Here is a 16,344-nt window from a genome sequence, read left to right as displayed (position 1 = left end):
TCATGTCGAGAGCGGCATGCTTTTCACAAGCACGTCCGCAAACAGGGTCAGAATGCGGGGCATCCGCCGTTCGCCATTAGCGATGACATGCACCGCGCCCGACATGAGTGGCTCGCTCTCGATCGGAATGGGAACGAGCGTTGTGGGTTCACCCGCCCTGCTGGCAGCGCGTGACGGCAGGATGGCCCCGCATCCGCTCATCCGTGCATAATCCCGAAGTGCTTCGAAGCTGTTTGCGATCATGGCCGGCCTTATGGACAAACCGGCTTCTCGCAAAGCCCGGTCGAGGATCCTCCAGATCCCGAAACTGTCGTCTGGCGTCACCACTTCTCCGGAGATTGCTTCGGCAAGGCTGATCGATGACCTGTCCCGGAAGCGATGCCCCTCCGGCACAGCGAGGACGATGGGTTCGGGAATGATACCTAGTGTCCTGACTGTGGGGTCCGGGCGAGGGTTCATGGCAAGACCGATCTCGCACAGATCCTTTTTCACTGCCTCCACGACCTGAGGCGCGGGCATCATCGTCAGGCGGAACGTCACATCGTCAAACTGTCTGCGGAAGTCGGCTATGGCCTGACACGGACCAGAAGCCACGACGCTCTCGACCGTTGCGATCCTGATCAGCCGCCGCCGGCTCCCACGCATATCGTCAAGATCGGCCTTGAGGGCATCGAACTCGAGCACGACACTGCGCGCATAAGCCGCTGCAAGCTGGCCGGCATGGGTGAGACTAATACCACCAGGGCCACGTTTAATCAGCTTTGTCCCCATCTGGCGTTCGAAGACGGCGACCTGTCGGGAAACGGAAGAGGGTGAAACTCCCATCGCGTCGCTAGCCTTTCGGATCGAGCCAGCCTGAACAACTTCAAAAAAAACTTTTAATGCGCCGGGAAACATGGAACTGCGTCGCTTATGCCAAGTTACGGCTGCCCCATCAGGGCAGAATTGTTTATCGATAAGCCACTTCGGTACCCATCACCAGAAATTTGTAAAACATATGCAGGTCGAGGACCTGCGCGATTGAGAACTATCAGCGGCAAGTAAAATGGAAGCTTCGGAAAGCTCATCGGTTTTGAGCTTCTGGCTATGGTTCCATCCTTGGTGTGGTTAGAAAAGCGGGATAAAACTGCCGATATATGTAGCAACTATGTTGTAAGTGAAGAACCTAAGTCAGCTTCATGAACGTCACGATACTTCCGATTTCAAAACAAAGATACAGGATCATATCGGCATCAAAACATACGTCTTTAACGTCCGGTTTCTTTTACGCACCTCCGAAACTGGACATGCCGCTTTCTTCCCAAGCTGCCTGTTTTACGCCATCAACGGGCACGCCGGGTCAGATGATTCCGTCCCGGTCTGCACTTCCGTGCCCGGTAATAACCTCCCTGATGATTGTGAGCGCGCGCTCCAGTTCCTCCCTGCTTTCCGGGGCACCGAGACAAAAGCGCAGGCCGGTGTCAGCCTGCGAGGAGACGGCAGACGCATCGGGGGGCGTGATTTCCACACCGGCGCGAAGCAGCCGCGCCGTTACGCGTTCGGCATCAAGCGCCGGCATGGGCAGCCAGGCATGAAGCGAATGCGAGCCACCTGGAGGGATCGAAGAACCCTTGGTTGATACACTTGGCCTGTAATGTCTGGCATTTAGCGTTCTGATAGACGGTTCTTTAGGTCGCTTTTGATCTGCGTTTTGAGCAGATCGGGGGCTGTTACCCGCTGATAGCTACGCGCTCGCACTCAATCTTTCCAGGAAGAGGAAGCGGCGCATGTTGTAGACGATATTGGCCAGCCCGATCCTCATGGTGGCTCGCGTTATGCCGGCGGTTCGGACGAACAGCCCCGTCTGTGACTTCTGATCGGCAAAGACATGCTCGACACGCGAGCAGATGACCGACTTTCCAGCATTCGATTTCTGGACATGCCGGGGCATAGGTTTGAGATGCGGCTTTTTTCTGTGAACCTTCGAGACAAAGCCCTGCTTTTCCATGAAGTCCTCATTGGCTTTGGAGCGGTAGGCTGTGTCACCCTCCGCCATTATCCCATCAATGCTACGCATCGACGGGAGCCTGAATGGCTTCGCCCAAACGCTTGAGGCCGTATTGGTTTTATCCAGCAGCCCTTCTCTCAACCGGGAGGGTTCGAAAAACCCTCTGGTTTTGAAGGTTCCTGTGTGATTCCATTTTTCCTGCATTGATTGAGGGAATGGAAGATGAAGCAGGCGGGATTTTTTGATGTTGAAGAGCGGCTGGCCCGGTTGAGCGGGCTTGGCGATCAGCTCGAAGCGTTTTCCCGGACTGTGGATTTTGAAGTGTTTCGCCCTGATCTGGAGAAGGCACTGGCGTATTCCGACGGAAGCAAAGGCGGGCGACCGCCATTTGATCCGCTGCTGATGTTCAAGATCCTGGTGATCCAGACGCTCAACAATTTGTCCGATGAACGGACGGAATATCTGATCAACGATCGCCTGTCGTTCATGCGCTTCCTTGGGCTGGGGCTTTCAGATCGTGTTCCTGATGCCAAAACACTCTGGCTGTTCCGTGAGCGCCTGACGCAGGTGGGAGCGATCGAGGGTCTGTTCAATCGCTTTGATACAACCCTGCGTAACGCGGGCTATCTGCCGATGTCGGGCCAGATTCTGGATGCAACATTGGTAGCCGCTCCAAAGCAGCGCAATACGAATGCTGAGAAAGCGGACCTCCGGGCAGGACGTATTCCCGAAGACTGGCAGGATAAGCCGTCAAAGCTGTCGCACAAGGATCGCCATGCGCGCTGGACGCTGAAGTTCACGAAAGCAAAACGGCAGGATGACGGAACAATCCCCACAACGGATCTCGCCATTCCGTTCTTTGGCTATAAATCGCACGTCTCTATCGATCGGAAATACCGGTTCATCCGGAAATGGAAAACAACGCATGCAGCCGCCAATGATGGCGCGCGGTTGAGAGAGGGGCTGCTGGATAAAACCAATACGGCCACAAGCGTTTGGGCTGACACGGCCTATCGCTCAAAAGCCAACGAAGACTTCATGGAAAAGCAGGGCTTTGTCTCCAAGGTTCATCGCAAAAAACCGCATCTCAAACGGATGCCCCGGCATATCCAGCGATCTAATGCAGGGAAGTCGATGATCCGATCCCGCGTCGAGCACGTCTTTGCCGATCAGAAATCGCAAATGGGTCTATTCATCCGAACTGTCGGTATCACCCGGGCCAGCATGAGGATCGGGCTCGCCAATATCGTCTACAATATGCGCCGCTTCCTCTTCCTCGAAAGATTGAACGCGTAGTCATCCCGCGGAGGACAGCCCTCAATCTGCTCAAAACGCGGAGCGGAGACCATCGCAAAAACCGTCAATCAAATCGACAAAAGCCTGAAATTATCAGCCAAGCACATCAACAAACGGTTTTTCGATCCCTCCAGGTTATGGCCCGTGACCGCCTGAAGCAGCATCTGCCCACCCAGATACAGCACGCAGGCGAGCACCAGACGGCGACACCATGTCCGGGTCCGCAGATCCTGCAACGTCCAGAACGCCAGAGCGAACGCCGCGACCGGAAAGCTGATGGCCAGTAGCGCCTGGGTGAGGCTGGCGGTTGCGTCGGCCGGAACAGGCGCCTGACGTGGGAGGGAACACAGGACCAGCCATGCCCACCAGACAAGGGCCGGCCAGACGAAACCCTGACGACACCAGGACCACTCGCGGGTCAGGGTGCTCCGGAACAGAAATCCGACGGCGAGCCCATCCAGACAGCCCTCGGCGATACCGCGCCAATGCACCAGAAACAACGGCAGAACCAGAGCGGCCAGTGCCCCGAGACAATCCAGAACGCGCAGAAGAGTGGGCTTTTCAACATGCCCCATGTCAGATCCACGCCGCCCGGGTTTTTGGGCTCTCGACGCCCACGGCGGCCAGTGACACGCCGGCCTCGGCCAACATCCCCACTTCCCGGGTGCGATGATCCCGCAGCGCATACAGGCTGCGATCAAGGAACAGGGTGTTTCGTGCCCCGCGTTCGATCAGGGAGCGGAAATAGGCATCCCGGAACCGGATGACGGCACCACGCTCCAGCCTGGACGCCATGACGATCACGGCGACGGCCGCCTGCAATCGGCCGAGCACGACACAGGCCTGCGACCAGGCATGACAGGTTACACCCACCTGCCCTGACAGATACTCAGCGGCCTCGATCAGCTGCTCGGCACTCGGCCGACCGGTGGAACAGAAATCCCGCAGACTGCTGCAGATTTCGAGATAGAACGTCGCTGTCCCCTTGAACCCGCGCAACGCTGTCCGGTCATACACGCTCGAACGGTCGGTTCCGGAACTCGGCCCTTCACACCGCATGTGTTCAATGCGATTGCCGCCATCGGCGGCTACGTGATCTACTTTTTTAGAAGTTTGAATGTTTTTAGTATCTGTATAGTGGGCCCCGTTTTGAGGACCCATGGGCCTCATTTCTGCTGGATACGACGTTGAAAAAACAGCGTTTTCCACAGGCGCGTGATCCAGGCCGGATTCAGGCTCGGCGCAGTGCCCGGCCAGAGCCGCAGAAAGGGCCAGCATCTCCCGGTACAGCCCCTCCAGGGTGCCGAGCTGCACCGTCCTCAGGCGGCTGCGCATGATTCCCGTCGCTTGCTCCATGATATTCTGAAGCCCGAGGTCTTCGGCCTGGGCGCGGACCGTGTCGTTCAGGCTGGCAATGCTGTCGCGGAGAAAGGACACGCGCTGGCGCAATCGCCGCTGTTCCGCACTCAGGGCCAGCAGATCCGGCCAGCGGTATCGCAGGGACGCCAGATTGAAGCCAACCTGCGTCTGGCCCTCCTCCGCCTGCCATCGTCGGCCGCGCTGTCCGTTGCGTCCGTCCTGCGGCACCAGAAGCCGCGCGTCCGCTAGTTCCCGGATGTGCCGCTGCAGCGTGCTGCGCGACAGTCCTGTCCAGGACATGAGCGTGGTGTTGTGCGCATAGATGAAGGGCGTCTCAAGCGACGTCCAGGCGTCTGGAGAGGTTTTCTCCACCATGATGATCAGCGTTGAGGCTGCTCCCCGGCTGACGGGCAGGACACCGCGGAGGGATTTCAGCATGTTCAGCATATCCCGCTTGCCGGGCTCGGCCGGGACGGGGGTGGTCAGTTCGTCGCGTGCGGCCAGCATGGCCTCACTGATTCGGCGTCGGCCACGCCGTGTGCACGGGGCCTGCGCCCTCTGCGTCTGTGCAGAATGCTCCATTGATCGGTCCGGTCTGGGGGTGAAGGAACCACCTCACGGCCGGACACCAGACAAAACGCTCCCGTTCGCAATTTAGTGCTTGCGTTTCGAAAAGAGCTGACGCTAGATGAATTTACCTATTTCTTCACCTAGCAACTGTTTTGCCGGAGCCCTGGCTCTTCCGATTTGGCGATCGGAGGAGGCGGGGTTTTTGGTTTGTGGGCGCTACGTCATTGGGGGTCCTCTGGATCGACTCGCTGGCGCCGCCCACAGGGACGTCTCCAGACATCCGGGCATCGTGCCTCTGTTCGGGCGCTGTAACAACCTCGAAAGCGCGTTGACAGCGAAAAAATTGAGTAAAAACGGGCGTTTAGTGTGTCCATTTTGGCGCGCTTTTTTCAACTTGTGACGGCCTCCGAAGCCCCGCTGCCCATGCGGCTGGCCACCGTCTGCTGGTACCGGCCTACCGTCCAGCCACTCATGTTGTTGGCCGCGAGCATCTTGGCGGAGAGATACTGGCTGAGCGGCGTACTCGCATTTGATTCGGTTGCAATGGCCGCGCCGGCCTTGGTGCCGAACATGTAGGCGCCATAGACCTGCGTTCCGGTGGCCGGTGCGCCTGTCGAGCGACTCACGGCGGACGCGTAATCGCTGATGATGGCGCTCGCCACCTTGGCCTGGGCCACGGGATCGGACCGGTCGGCCGCGCTCAGACCGAGTTCTGAGGCATACTGATTCCAGGTGCCGTCCGTGACCTGCCACACCCCCTGTGCACTCGAGGACGCATTCCCGACATTCTGGAAATGGCTCTCGATCTGACCGAACGCCGCCAGCGTGTCCGGATTGATCCCGGCCGCCTGTGCCGCAGCCACCGCGTCCGCCCCATAGGTCTGGGCCATCAGTGTTGCAGAGGCGTCCGCCGTACCCCATGCGCCCTGATACGAGGATGTGGCGGTGGGTCCGCCAGTCGTCGTAGAGGACGATGGCCGTGTGAAGACGGGCGATCCAGGTTCCGGATTGACTGGGACGATCTGCTCAGGAACCGCCCCGCGAGCCAGACTGACGGTGCCCGCGGTTGCGACTGCCAGGAGAAGTAAGGGGCGTGCGGCGTTCACTTACTTGGCCGGATAATCGAACAGGACCATGCCGGCCGCGTTCTCACCCGTGACAACGCAGTTTCGGGACGCGCCGTCCACGAGCGGACGATAGGCCACGACATCGGCCTCCGGAATCCAGGCAAAGGTCGTTCCCGAGCGCAGAACCTGCCGCCAGCCCTGAAAGACCGTGTCCGTCACCGCAATCTGCGGAGCGGCAGTTCCGACACGGGCAGCACCACGACGCGGCTCGGCAAAAAGCGGCTCGAAGTCATGAGCGGGACTGCGGCAGGTCACGGGAACCGGCGTGGCGTGCAGCGTCTGCGGGGCCTGCGTGACTGTCGGGGGCGGACCCCAGTTGCGAGAACCGAGTTCCGACTGACGCTCCTGCGACAGCCTGTCCAGCTGCTCCGGCGTCAGATGCTGCGCTGAGGCCTGGGACACCAGAGGGGCCGCCAGCGAGACACAGACGGCGAGCCAGAAGCGAAAGCGCATGGTGCAGAATCCTTTAGAAAGTACCTCCCCATAGTCTGCCCGATCCGAATGTGAGTGCGAACACGACCCTGATTGACGCGCCCGGATCGCACTCACATGTGCGCCCGTCATGATGTCCGCAGGAGGATCAAACCCATGCGCTCTTTCATCCCGATGCTGATGCTCGGGCTCCCGGCTGTTGCCCTGGGAGCCTCGACCTGCCCTGCCGCGGAGCCAATCCGTGCTGCTGGTGGCCCGCCCCCTTCACGGCCGCTACCTGTTATGCCGGAGATGGGGCCAGCGCTGCCCGCCGCCGACATTGCAGCCTCACCCGCTTTGACCTGCCTTGCGAGCCAGGGCGCGCAACTCTATCGGCTGAAATCCGAGCACGGTCTTGAGGTCGGTGTAGCCGACAGAGCCATACTGAGGCGATAATCCAGAACAGCAGCCAGACGTGCCGCAGCGACCGAAGCATCACTGATTTATCGGGGGACGCTGTAAAGTCGATAACTGAGTGCTCACGCTTCCGACCTGTGTTGGCCCATTTCTCTCCATTATCGGCGCGCTTCGCGATCCGCCGGTTGCGGGAGGTCAAATACGTTTTCGTCTGGCATGCATCGTCTCCGTAGGCAAAGGAGACATTTTGCTCGAGGTGGTTGTGAGTGCTCGCCGACAGAAACTGTCGCTCCGAGCCCACATCGTCTCGGAGACTATCTGCCTAGCCGTCGCATCCCACCAGGAGCGCAATCTGACGTCTGATGGCAGCAAGCTGATCGGATCTCACCTTGCTGCCTGTTACGGTAACACGTTGCTTAGATGTGGTGGTAAGCAGAGCACTGACCGCCCAGCAGGGTTTGGTGCAGCCGTTATCAGCCGTTAGGTCGATCCGTACCGCACGATCCGGAATGACGAGGTTCTCATCTTCGGTCAGTGGCCCAAGCATCACATTCGGCCACTCAGGCGGAAAGAGGTCGTCTTCGACAGCAATAGCGGGGCAACGATGGTTGGGCTCCTTCGGCAGTGCATCTCCGCGCCAGTTCTCCAGAACACTTTCTCCAAGCGAGAAGATAGCTGCAAGGGCGACCGGCCGATCAAGAGCCTTAGGTTCCGCCAGCTTCGTCAAAAAGCGCTAGAGCGGAGGGCGTTGCAGCGACGTAGTCGGCAACACGTGCACTATCTCTGCGGATACGGTCTCGGCGCGCACTCTTTGCCCCTGTCTCCAGCAGATCACGAATGAGCTGGCTCAGAGGGATACCGCGCGCCTTTGCTTCCTGCTCCAGGTCGGTGCGCAACCGCTCGTCCAGACGGATCGAAAGGGGGGATGCCATAATGCACTCCATACATTCAGCACGTCGTTATCGTAGCGCCGTTTCGTAGTGCGAAACAACGCTTTTGGTATCAGTCACTCCAAGAAGGTGCCTTTAACATACGTTTTCGACCATCCTCTCACCGGCCTCCAATATCAAAGAAACCGGACTGGTTCATCTTCCCCCCCAATCAACGCGGGAGAAATGGAATCATAGAGAGAGGTCAAAAACCAGAGGATTATTCGAACTCTTCACCTACATTCCTCGTCCTGTGTCACGAACCCGCGTGCGATCGCGCTCCCGCTCTTCTGCCTGTGCGGCGGCGCGAGCCCGCTGCAGCCGGTCTTCAGCCTGTTGCGTCCTCCGACGTTCCTGCAGATCTTCAACCCGCCGCGCTGCATTCAGGGCGTCCTGAGCGGCATAGCCGGCCTTGCGCAGCTTGCGACTGACATCGTCCCACTGCGCGCGCGGCACGTCTCGGATCGGGGATTCCTCAACCTGACGACGCACCTGACCGCCCGGTGACTGCCCCTTCTGCCGGGTCCGCTCATTGACGTGGTTCTGCCGGATCCAGCGCGTATTGGCTTCTTCGTGCGCAAGACGGGCCTTTGCCAGATCGACGGCCAGGGACTTGTAGGGATGTCGCCCCATGTCCGATGCCAGACGGTCATACAGATCGTTGACCGTCACCGGCCGGATATCACCCAAAGCCCGCGAAAATGTCTCGGCCTCCCGGAGAGACCCTTCCGACACGGCCGTCCAGCAACGATGAACATGCCGGCTTTCGGCAACATAAGAGGTAAAACCTGTCATGGCCGAGGATCCACGCGGCATGGCGTTGATATGCTCATCGGACGTCACACCCTGCGCCGCATCGACCGTCATGGCGTGACCAAAGCCCAGACGGACGCGTCCGGTCTTCGGGTCGGCCAGCCGGGTCCAGGGCACGAGCCCTTCCCGTCCCTTCGCATTCTGCAAAACCAGTCCCTCGTCAGACCAGCCCTTGACGGTCGTGAAGTCGCCGTTCGAACCCAGATCACGCCAGCGGCGCCCATGCGCTGTGTCCATCCGGACGCTGGTTTTCGCAAACAACCGAACCCGGTCGCCAACAGCGAGAGGCAGCTCATAGGTGACGCCACGCTGATCGATGGCGGCCTTGACGATCTCCGCCTGCCCGATCTCGCCACGCTTGCGCAGCCGGTCGCGGACGGCACGGCTGAGATCCATGACGTCTTCGTTGGTCGGCGCCGACATGGTGATCCCCCGCTCCGATCCGGCCTGCGTCAGCATGTCGCGGCGTCGAAGATACAGGTCAGCGATCTGCTCGACGACCTGCTCATGGTCGCCGCCCACAAGTCGGATCGTGCCGTCCTTGCGCTTCATGTCGATGGCTTCACGCGCCCGGGCGATATCGGCTTTCTTCTGCTCGTCCTCGGTTTGGCTCAGATCACGGCCAGGACTGCGGAACATGCTGGCGATCTGCCGACCACGCGCGGACTTCTGGCGGATCGTGCTCAACAGCTCCGGACGCGCCTCTTTGGGCATAACCCGCAAAAGCAGTTCTACAGCGTCGCCGGCCTCGATCGCCTGGGCCTGTTCCCGGTCGCCCACCACCCGAAGGGCAAAGCCCTTTTCCTGCTGAAGCTGGAGGATCTCAAGCAGCTGACGGGGGGAGACCTGACTGACTTCATCAAGGACCAGAACCGACTGCCGATCGAGGACAATCTTTCCCTGCGCCAGGCCGTCCAGAAGGGGAGTCATCGCGTAGGTCTGGGAAATGCCCGCATCCTTCAGAGCATCGGCCTGGCGCCAGGCAATGGCCGCGCCAATGACGGTGCGACCATCCTCCTGCCAGGCGTCGACCAGAGGCTTCAGAAGCGTCGTTTTACCGGAGCCGGCGACACCGATCAGGAAGCCCAGACCGCCCGCCTGACCAAGCGCATTGATGGCCGCAAGCTGCGCGGCGCCGTGGGCCGGCTCGCGCGTAAAGTCGAGACCCGACCGGGCGACGGCTGCAGCGATCTGCTCGTCACTGAGCGCACCGTCCCGCGTCCGCGCAGACAGGCCGGCAAGACGGGCCATGTCCTTTTCGAGGGCGATCTGGGCGCTTGTCGCGACCCGGAGGCGGCCGTCCTGCTCGCGCTCCAGAAAGCGGACCAGTTGACCGTCGATCTCAATGCCACGCTCCTGGATCATATCGGCAACCCGCTCCACGTCCTCCATCCCTTCAATGCCAGCCGCAATGAGACCGTGCGCGGCATGCGTCCGGAAGGCATCCCGGTCGATGACAGCGGCCGTGCGAAATTCGTCAGCCAGCATTTTGGCCGCAATCCCGTAAGCCTTCTCGAAACGCTCGGCCTGGGACAGCAGAACTGTCTTCTCATCGGTCAGGACCGTGTCATGGTGCCAGCCGATCTCATCGGCTTCTTCCCGCCAGATGTCCCGCTCATTGCGTCCGGTATATTTGTTCGACCGGTAGGTCAGATTGGCCTGATGCAGGATCTTGAACTTCTGCTCGGCACTCATGGCCTTCCAGTCACCGCCCTGCCGCTTGACGAAGGCTTTGGCCATGCGCTCGGCCTGCTTGCTCCGCTTTGAAAACAGCTCGCGGGCTTCTTCGGGAATGCCGTTCAGAACGACGGCCTTACCGCGAGCATCCACGTCCACCCGGATACCCAGCTTGCGAAGCTCGGAGGCAAGCTCGGCCTGGAAGTATCCGCCAAACATATGCGACGTCATCCCGGTCACGCGCTTGCTGTCCAGAGACCCGAGGTGCCCGCTCTCCGTGGCGACCGCGTTGAACATGATATTATGGATATGCGCCTGTGGATCCCCCGGCACCAGAACTTCCACCGCCGCCGTGGGGCCTTGTGCGCCATCCTGGATCTTCATGACCGGTCGTGCCGTGTAATGACGGAACGAGACCCAGCCAACATCCCCGCCTTCGTTGTACGAGACGCCCCCCTTTCCACGTCGTGCAATCCCGATCTCCTTGGCGATGAACGCCATGGCACGGTCATTCGCCTGATGGATGGCGGACCAGATAAGGGCCTGCTCGGCTTTCGTGGAAGCAAACTCTGCCGCAAGGGTGACGCTCTTGTCCGGGGCGGCCGTGAAATCAATCCCGGAAATCTCCCGGTTCGCATGAGCCCCTGCCCATTTCTCCCCCGTGTCAGCGCGCTTGCCCTCAAACAGACGTGCGAGGGCTTCATCGGTCGGGCGCGTCGTCACATCAATGCCGAGCTGACTGGCAATCCGTTCGCTCATATCAGGGGCCCAACTTCCGCGGGCATCGCGTCCGGTGTAATAGGAGTTCAGGCGATCACCGGATTCAAACTGGCTCTTCTCGCCGTTCCGCTCGAACCGGGCATCCTTTTCCGGCTCCAGCTGATGCTCGCGCAGATAGGCGACGATGAGCTTCCCGGCCCCGGCCGCAGAAAGCTTGCGGTAAGTGATCATGCCTGCTCGGCCGCCTCGCCGCTCCCGCGCTCAAGCCTCGCAACCTGTTCGCAGAGCTGCTCCAGGACACTGCCCTGGCGGTCCAATGCGTTCGCCATGCGAACCATGACCTCGTGCAGGCCCTCTCCCTCCTGTGGCGTATCAGGCGGGCTGACCAGCTGATGGATCTGGGCAAGCATTTCCCCGAACTGGTTAAGACGGGTCATGACAAGCAGTTCAAACTGGCTCTGCCCCTTGAGAGGGTGAGGCAGCGTAAAGTCTTCGACGTCAGACACGGATGGTCAGCTCCTTCTTACTGAAAGAGGCATTCTCCCATCCTGGGTTGTGAGTGCGATCGGCGGGGGTCAGCAGGACGCGTCAGGGATGACGGGCCACACGCCTTGCCTGCGGGAACAGGCTGCGAAACTGCTCCAGAACCGTCCGCATGAACGCCTTGCTGAACTGCCCTGTCACGGCGGACTGCCGAAGGTAATACGAGCCCTTGACCGGATCGAGATTGTACTCATCCAGCATGAGCCACTGACTGCGGTTCTGATCGAGCGCCGCACGCGGCTTCTCCGTTGCCGGGATCTCGATGGCCTGTCGTCCCTCCGCTGGCTTCTGCGTGGTGAGAGGCAGCAGCAGAACATAGTCCTGACCATCGCGGCCGACGAACAGCACGGCTACGGCGACTGGCCGGTCCTTGCGCCCCTCTGTCTCGCCCTGTGCATCCTGCCAGTGCCACAGATAGGGGTAGTGCAGAACCGTACCGGGCTCGAACATGGCGCTCACGGTTAGCGCTTGTCCGGAGACAGGAACGCATCAATCGCCTGCGCGACATCCTCTGCCAGATCGGCGGGCATATCGGCCGTAGCTCCAGACACGCGGCGGTCGGGCTGCGACTGTCTGAGCGCCTCGTACTGCTCGACACTCAACACCACCAGACGAGGCTTTCCGCGCTGGCTGATGGCGATCGGTCCCTGGAGCGCGCTGGCAATAATGTCTCCCGATTTCCGGGACAGATCACTGGTTGAAAAGGTACGCATTGTCGGGCTCTCCGCTCCTTTGGACATACATCAACGCTGTTGTTGTCGTAATATACAGCAATTACAGCACGACGAAAAGCACCCTCTCAAGAGCGTCGAACGGCGTCCCCAGATCCGGTTGCCTGATGGTCCCGCAGGGACCGCACCCGAAAGGGTGCATTTGTATATGGAAAAAGAAAAACCCTCTTCTTTAATGCTACACTAATGCTACACTAATGCTACACTAATGCTACGTCAGTGCTGCGGTTACGCTTCGGTTAGGCATCGGCCTTGCTACGCACAACCGAGGGTGTTAGAGAGGCGAGAACGGGGCAGGAGTGAGGTCCATGAGCGCAGCAGTGTTTTCAGGTCAGACCGCGGGCAGCTATCTGGAGACCTGCGCCAGACGCCAGACACGCTCTGATGTGGTGATGTGGCTGACAGAGAATTTCGAGACGTTGCTCAAAGCCACCGGACGGCGAGCCTTGAAGTGGTCAACCCTTGCAGAGCACCTCGCTCGCGACGGTCTGCGAACCCAGCAAGGCCGTGCTCCTACACCTAATGGTTTGAGAGTCGAATGGTATCGCGTCAAAGAGCGCATCACTGCGGCGAAGGCAGAGGCCGATCGACGGTTACGCGATGGATCCGCATCCCCCGCAGTCGTTTTGACTGAACGGGCACCGACCGGCCCCTCGGATGAAGAGATCCTTGCTCTCATGACCGAGGCCGATAACGAAGAGCGCCTTAACAGGGAGCGCCGTGAGCGGATCGCAGGGTATGAGGCACAGCGCAGACCCAAGGTGGCCCCAGATCAGGCCAGCATTCAGCCGACGGCACCTGCCGAGGTCGTCGAGACCGCGCAGTCCCAGCCTGCCTCCTTAGAGACCACCACCCAGCCGCGTGTTAAAATCGGCCAGATCGCTAACCATGTGACGATGCTCACACAAGCCCCCCGCTATGGTGCGGACAAGGACAAGCCGCTTCCGCCGCCTTATGTTGGTCCTCGACCTGATGGAATGCCAGAGTATCTGCCGCTCGACGCTCTCATGCCCCTCGATGCGACAGGACGTCAGCCTGATGGTCGCATCGACTATGAAGCGCTGCCGGGACTGCCACGACGCTCGTTTTTTGAAAGTGAGCGCGAGTGGGCGAAGGCGTGCATCCCGATGGTGGAGGCAGTCCCTCATGAGGATCGCTCTATCGTCCTCAAAGCCCTGCTGATGCGATCACGGGATCGCATGAAAAGCCTCTACTGAGGGCTCTCTTGCTCGCACTCACAAACGCCGTCCGCATACTGAAGTCTGCTCCGTTTCAAGCCGGAGACCGCACTTTAAGTTAGCACTACAGTTGCGCTTTCATTTTAATGCGTGCGAGATATGCGCCTGCCTGATGGGTTCGTCGAAAGAGGGACCATCGCCGGATGTGTGCGATCGGGATCTGGGCTTGAGTGATCTTCACGGCGAGACGGCGGATTTCCTGGATCGACCATCGGATAAGTTTTTGCGTGTTGTCAGCGGACTTTTTTTGAGCGTGTTGGCCTTGGAGCGTACGGCGGCCATCATGGCGTAGGCGAGCATGACCAGCGAGACATGGCGGTGCCAGCCATGCCAGGAGCGGGTCTCGTTGTGGTCGAGGCCGAATTCGTTCTTGGCGGTCTCGAAACATTCTTCAATCCGCCAGCGTGTGCCTTCCACACGCGCCAGTGTCTCAAGCGACGTACCCTGCGGGCACCAAGTCGTGAAATAAGCGAGATCCCCATCGGCCGGATTGCGCCTTACCAGCAATCCGCGCGTCCAGAGGCCGGGCGTGTCGCTGTCTGCGATCTGGCCTTCCAGGTCGGCCATCGGGCAATACAGCCAGTCATACAGGCGTTCGCCTTTGGTGCCGTGACCGGCAGAACATTGGATCCAGAGCTCTTCAGGCAAAGCTTTTACGATGTCGCGCGCTTCCCCTGAGATAAGCAAATCTGGTCGCCACGAATGAAACCAGTGGTTCTGATGGATACCCAGCACATAGCCTTTGCCGGCGGCCCGTAACGCCATTTCCAGGTCACCAACACCATAGACACTGTCGCCAGCGACCCAGGAAAACGGCACCTCGGCGGCCAGTGCTCGTCCGATCATCGTCGTCGCCAATGACGGCTTGCTCGCAAATCGAACGTCCTCTGGCACATGGACCGCCGCCAGCCGTTCCGGCTTGTCGGTCCAGCTTTTCGGCAGATAGAGCGCGCGATCGAGAAAGGCATGACCCTTGTCAGAGACATAGGTCGCAAACACGCCGATCTGGCAGTTGGTGATCTTGCCAGCCGAGCCGGTGTATTGCCGGCTCACGCCGCAGGAAGCCGCTCCTTTCTTGAGAAATCCGGTCTCGTCGACCACCAGCACGGCATCGGCATCACCGAAGTGATCTACCACATGCGCTCTTACGACATCGCGTAACGCATCAGCATCCCATTGAGCCCGCCCCAGGAGTGCCTGCTGGCGCCATGGCCCCGGATCACCCGCCGCTTCCGCTCGCATCCAGCCGGTCTTGCGCGGCTCGTTGCCTAGCAGCGTCTCCAGAAAACGTCCCGCGGACGCCGCAATCCGCTCCTGGCCAAACACCGGACGCAGCCGCGCCTTGACGTCCCTCAGCGCGTCCAACGTCAGGGTCAGAACATCCTCAACAGAGGCCGTGCCATTCATCTCGTTCAGAATCATGGTTACCCATAGATTCAGAACTCTCAGAAAAGCGCAACTGTAGTGTTAGGCTCAGGACCCATTGATTTTTGTGGGGAATTTTGATTCAGGCTCTGTGAGGAGACTGAAGATGAGCGACCTGTTTTGGCTGACGGACGAACAAATGGGGCGTCTTCGGCCGTTCTTTCCCAAGAGCCACGGCAAACCTCGCGTTGATGACCGCCGAGTGTTGAGCGGGATCATTTTTGTGAACCGCAATGGGATGCGCTGGCGTGATGCGCCCCGGGAATACGGCCCCCACAAGACGCTCTACAACCGTTGGAAGCGTTGGAGCGACATGGGGATCTTTTCCCGGATGATGGACGGTCTGGCTGCCGGAAGGGCAGAGCCCCAGACGATTATGATTGATGCGACCTATCTCAAGGCGCACCGCACGGCTTCGAGCCTGCGGCTAAAAAAGGGGATCCAGGCCGCCTGATCGATCGCACCAAAGGCGGTATGAATACCAAGCTCCATGCGGTCATCGATCAGAACGGACGACCGCTGAGCTTTTTCATGACGGCAGGGCAGATCAGCGATTATACCGGTGCCGCTGCCCTGCTGGACAGTCTGCCTGCAGCACAATGGATGCTGGGAGATCGAGGTTATGATGCTGACTGGTTCAGAGACGCCCTGGAAGAGAAAGGGATAAAGCCCTGCATTCCAGGACAGAAATCTCGCGGAAAACCAGTCAAATACGACAAGCGAAAATACAAAAGACGCAACCGCATCGAGATCATGTTCGGAAGGCTCAAGGACTGGCGGCGGATCGCAACACGCTATGACAGGTCTCCGACAGTCAGAGGTGGACCCCATTTTTTGGACAGGTGTCTAAGCTCTCATGACCGTCATTAGGGGAGTGCAGTTGCAAGAAGCCTACACCATGACTGGTGTCTGGTGTGACCAAAAACTGATAGTGGACCTGACGGGTGTGCCGCGAGCCGATCGACGACGATTGATCATGCTCTCATCCGCGGGTTGGCTACCGCATTTCCCATTTCCGTCGTGGGCCTTCCTCTCTCTATAGACGGGCGTCGGTCGAAACCTGCCCCAGCTTACAACGAGGATTACCCATCTTGCCTGGTT

Annotated in this window: 17 protein-coding genes and 1 pseudogene; 4 read left to right on the top strand and 14 right to left on the bottom strand. The window is 59.7% G+C overall.

From position 1 onward, the window contains the following. The 3 genes and pseudogenes from GFJ39_RS08685 to GFJ39_RS08675 all read right to left on the bottom strand — a co-directional run. Complete coding sequence (locus GFJ39_RS08685) at nucleotides 1-897, bottom strand: LysR family transcriptional regulator (protein ID WP_153430962.1); 897 nt, start codon at nucleotides 895-897, stop codon at nucleotides 1-3. Between the two features lie 442 nt (nucleotides 898-1,339). Next, nucleotides 1,340-1,558, bottom strand: a complete 219-nt coding sequence (locus GFJ39_RS08680; RefSeq protein WP_194285327.1) for a hypothetical protein — start codon at nucleotides 1,556-1,558, stop codon at nucleotides 1,340-1,342. Nucleotides 1,559-1,723: 165 nt separating this feature from the next. Further along, nucleotides 1,724-2,119: pseudogene (locus GFJ39_RS08675) on the bottom strand (hypothetical protein); the annotation flags it as partial. Nucleotides 2,120-2,209: 90 nt separating this feature from the next. Between GFJ39_RS08675 and GFJ39_RS08670 the strand changes: the two are divergent. Beyond that, nucleotides 2,210-3,283 (top strand): IS5 family transposase, encoded by a 1,074-nt coding sequence (locus GFJ39_RS08670; protein WP_153430961.1) that lies wholly within the window; start codon nucleotides 2,210-2,212, stop codon nucleotides 3,281-3,283. Between the two features lie 68 nt (nucleotides 3,284-3,351). Here GFJ39_RS08670 and GFJ39_RS08665 read toward each other — a convergent pair whose 3' ends face one another. The 4 genes from GFJ39_RS08665 to GFJ39_RS08650 form a co-directional block, all read right to left on the bottom strand. After that, nucleotides 3,352-3,858 carry a hypothetical protein gene (locus tag GFJ39_RS08665; protein ID WP_153430960.1) on the bottom strand — a complete coding sequence of 169 codons (507 nt, stop codon included), beginning with the start codon at nucleotides 3,856-3,858 and terminating at the stop codon, nucleotides 3,352-3,354. A gap of 1 nt (nucleotide 3,859) precedes the next feature. Beyond that, complete coding sequence (gene repC, locus GFJ39_RS08660; protein ID WP_153430959.1) at nucleotides 3,860-5,224, bottom strand: replication initiation protein RepC; 1,365 nt, start codon at nucleotides 5,222-5,224, stop codon at nucleotides 3,860-3,862. Between the two features lie 377 nt (nucleotides 5,225-5,601). Then, the gene (locus GFJ39_RS08655; protein WP_325062893.1) at nucleotides 5,602-6,318 is read right to left on the bottom strand and encodes a transglycosylase SLT domain-containing protein; all 717 of its coding nucleotides are present in this window, start codon (nucleotides 6,316-6,318) and stop codon (nucleotides 5,602-5,604) included. Beyond that, entirely contained in the window at nucleotides 6,319-6,792 is a 474-nt protein-coding gene (locus GFJ39_RS08650) for a hypothetical protein (RefSeq protein WP_153430958.1), read from the bottom strand. A 135-nt stretch (nucleotides 6,793-6,927) separates the two neighbouring features. Between GFJ39_RS08650 and GFJ39_RS08645 the strand changes: the two genes are divergently transcribed. Beyond that, entirely contained in the window at nucleotides 6,928-7,206 is a 279-nt protein-coding gene (locus GFJ39_RS08645; RefSeq protein ID WP_228391864.1) for a hypothetical protein, read from the top strand. 283 nt (nucleotides 7,207-7,489) lie between these two features. Here the strand turns inward: GFJ39_RS08645 and GFJ39_RS08640 are convergent, their stop codons facing one another. The 6 genes from GFJ39_RS08640 to GFJ39_RS08615 form a co-directional block, all read right to left on the bottom strand. After that, a complete protein-coding gene (locus GFJ39_RS08640; protein WP_228391863.1) occupies nucleotides 7,490-7,894 on the bottom strand; it encodes a type II toxin-antitoxin system PemK/MazF family toxin in 405 nt (134 codons plus the stop codon). After that, on the bottom strand, nucleotides 7,872-8,099 hold the full coding sequence (locus tag GFJ39_RS08635; RefSeq protein ID WP_228391862.1) for a ribbon-helix-helix protein, CopG family: 228 nt from the start codon (nucleotides 8,097-8,099) through the stop codon (nucleotides 7,872-7,874). Before GFJ39_RS08635 ends, GFJ39_RS08640 begins: the two co-directional genes overlap by 23 nt. Before the next feature lie 234 nt (nucleotides 8,100-8,333). Next, nucleotides 8,334-11,537 carry a MobF family relaxase gene (gene mobF / locus GFJ39_RS08630; protein ID WP_153430956.1) on the bottom strand — a complete coding sequence of 1,068 codons (3,204 nt, stop codon included), beginning with the start codon at nucleotides 11,535-11,537 and terminating at the stop codon, nucleotides 8,334-8,336. Continuing rightward, a complete protein-coding gene (locus GFJ39_RS08625) occupies nucleotides 11,534-11,812 on the bottom strand; it encodes a hypothetical protein (protein ID WP_010504836.1) in 279 nt (92 codons plus the stop codon). Before GFJ39_RS08625 ends, mobF begins: the two co-directional genes overlap by 4 nt. An 82-nt stretch (nucleotides 11,813-11,894) precedes the next feature. Next, nucleotides 11,895-12,299 carry a hypothetical protein gene (locus GFJ39_RS08620; RefSeq protein WP_153430989.1) on the bottom strand — a complete coding sequence of 135 codons (405 nt, stop codon included), beginning with the start codon at nucleotides 12,297-12,299 and terminating at the stop codon, nucleotides 11,895-11,897. A gap of 11 nt (nucleotides 12,300-12,310) precedes the next feature. Beyond that, nucleotides 12,311-12,562 carry a type II toxin-antitoxin system prevent-host-death family antitoxin gene (locus GFJ39_RS08615; RefSeq protein WP_131973940.1) on the bottom strand — a complete coding sequence of 84 codons (252 nt, stop codon included), beginning with the start codon at nucleotides 12,560-12,562 and terminating at the stop codon, nucleotides 12,311-12,313. A gap of 326 nt (nucleotides 12,563-12,888) precedes the next feature. Between GFJ39_RS08615 and GFJ39_RS08610 the strand changes: the two genes are divergently transcribed. Further along, nucleotides 12,889-13,797 carry a hypothetical protein gene (locus GFJ39_RS08610; RefSeq protein ID WP_153430955.1) on the top strand — a complete coding sequence of 303 codons (909 nt, stop codon included), beginning with the start codon at nucleotides 12,889-12,891 and terminating at the stop codon, nucleotides 13,795-13,797. Between the two features lie 198 nt (nucleotides 13,798-13,995). Here the strand turns inward: GFJ39_RS08610 and GFJ39_RS08605 are convergent, their stop codons facing one another. After that, complete coding sequence (locus tag GFJ39_RS08605; protein WP_153430954.1) at nucleotides 13,996-15,240, bottom strand: IS701 family transposase; 1,245 nt, start codon at nucleotides 15,238-15,240, stop codon at nucleotides 13,996-13,998. Nucleotides 15,241-15,349: 109 nt separating this feature from the next. On the opposite strand from GFJ39_RS08605, the gene GFJ39_RS08600 reads away from it, so the two are divergent. Beyond that, nucleotides 15,350-16,113 (top strand): IS5 family transposase gene (locus tag GFJ39_RS08600; protein ID WP_228391861.1). Its coding sequence is split into 2 segments (ribosomal slippage): nucleotides 15,350-15,671 and nucleotides 15,671-16,113, totalling 765 coding nucleotides; the frame shifts between segments, so codons are not numbered across the junction. The last annotated feature ends 231 nt before the right edge of the window (nucleotides 16,114-16,344 follow it).

Origin of the sequence: Gluconobacter aidae (assembly GCF_009547075.1) — a bacterium.
In the GTDB taxonomy this organism is placed as follows: Bacteria; Pseudomonadota; Alphaproteobacteria; order Acetobacterales; family Acetobacteraceae; genus Gluconobacter; species Gluconobacter aidae.
The sequence above is the reverse complement of the archived record's forward strand: the minus strand, read 5'-3'. Positions and strand labels throughout refer to the sequence as shown.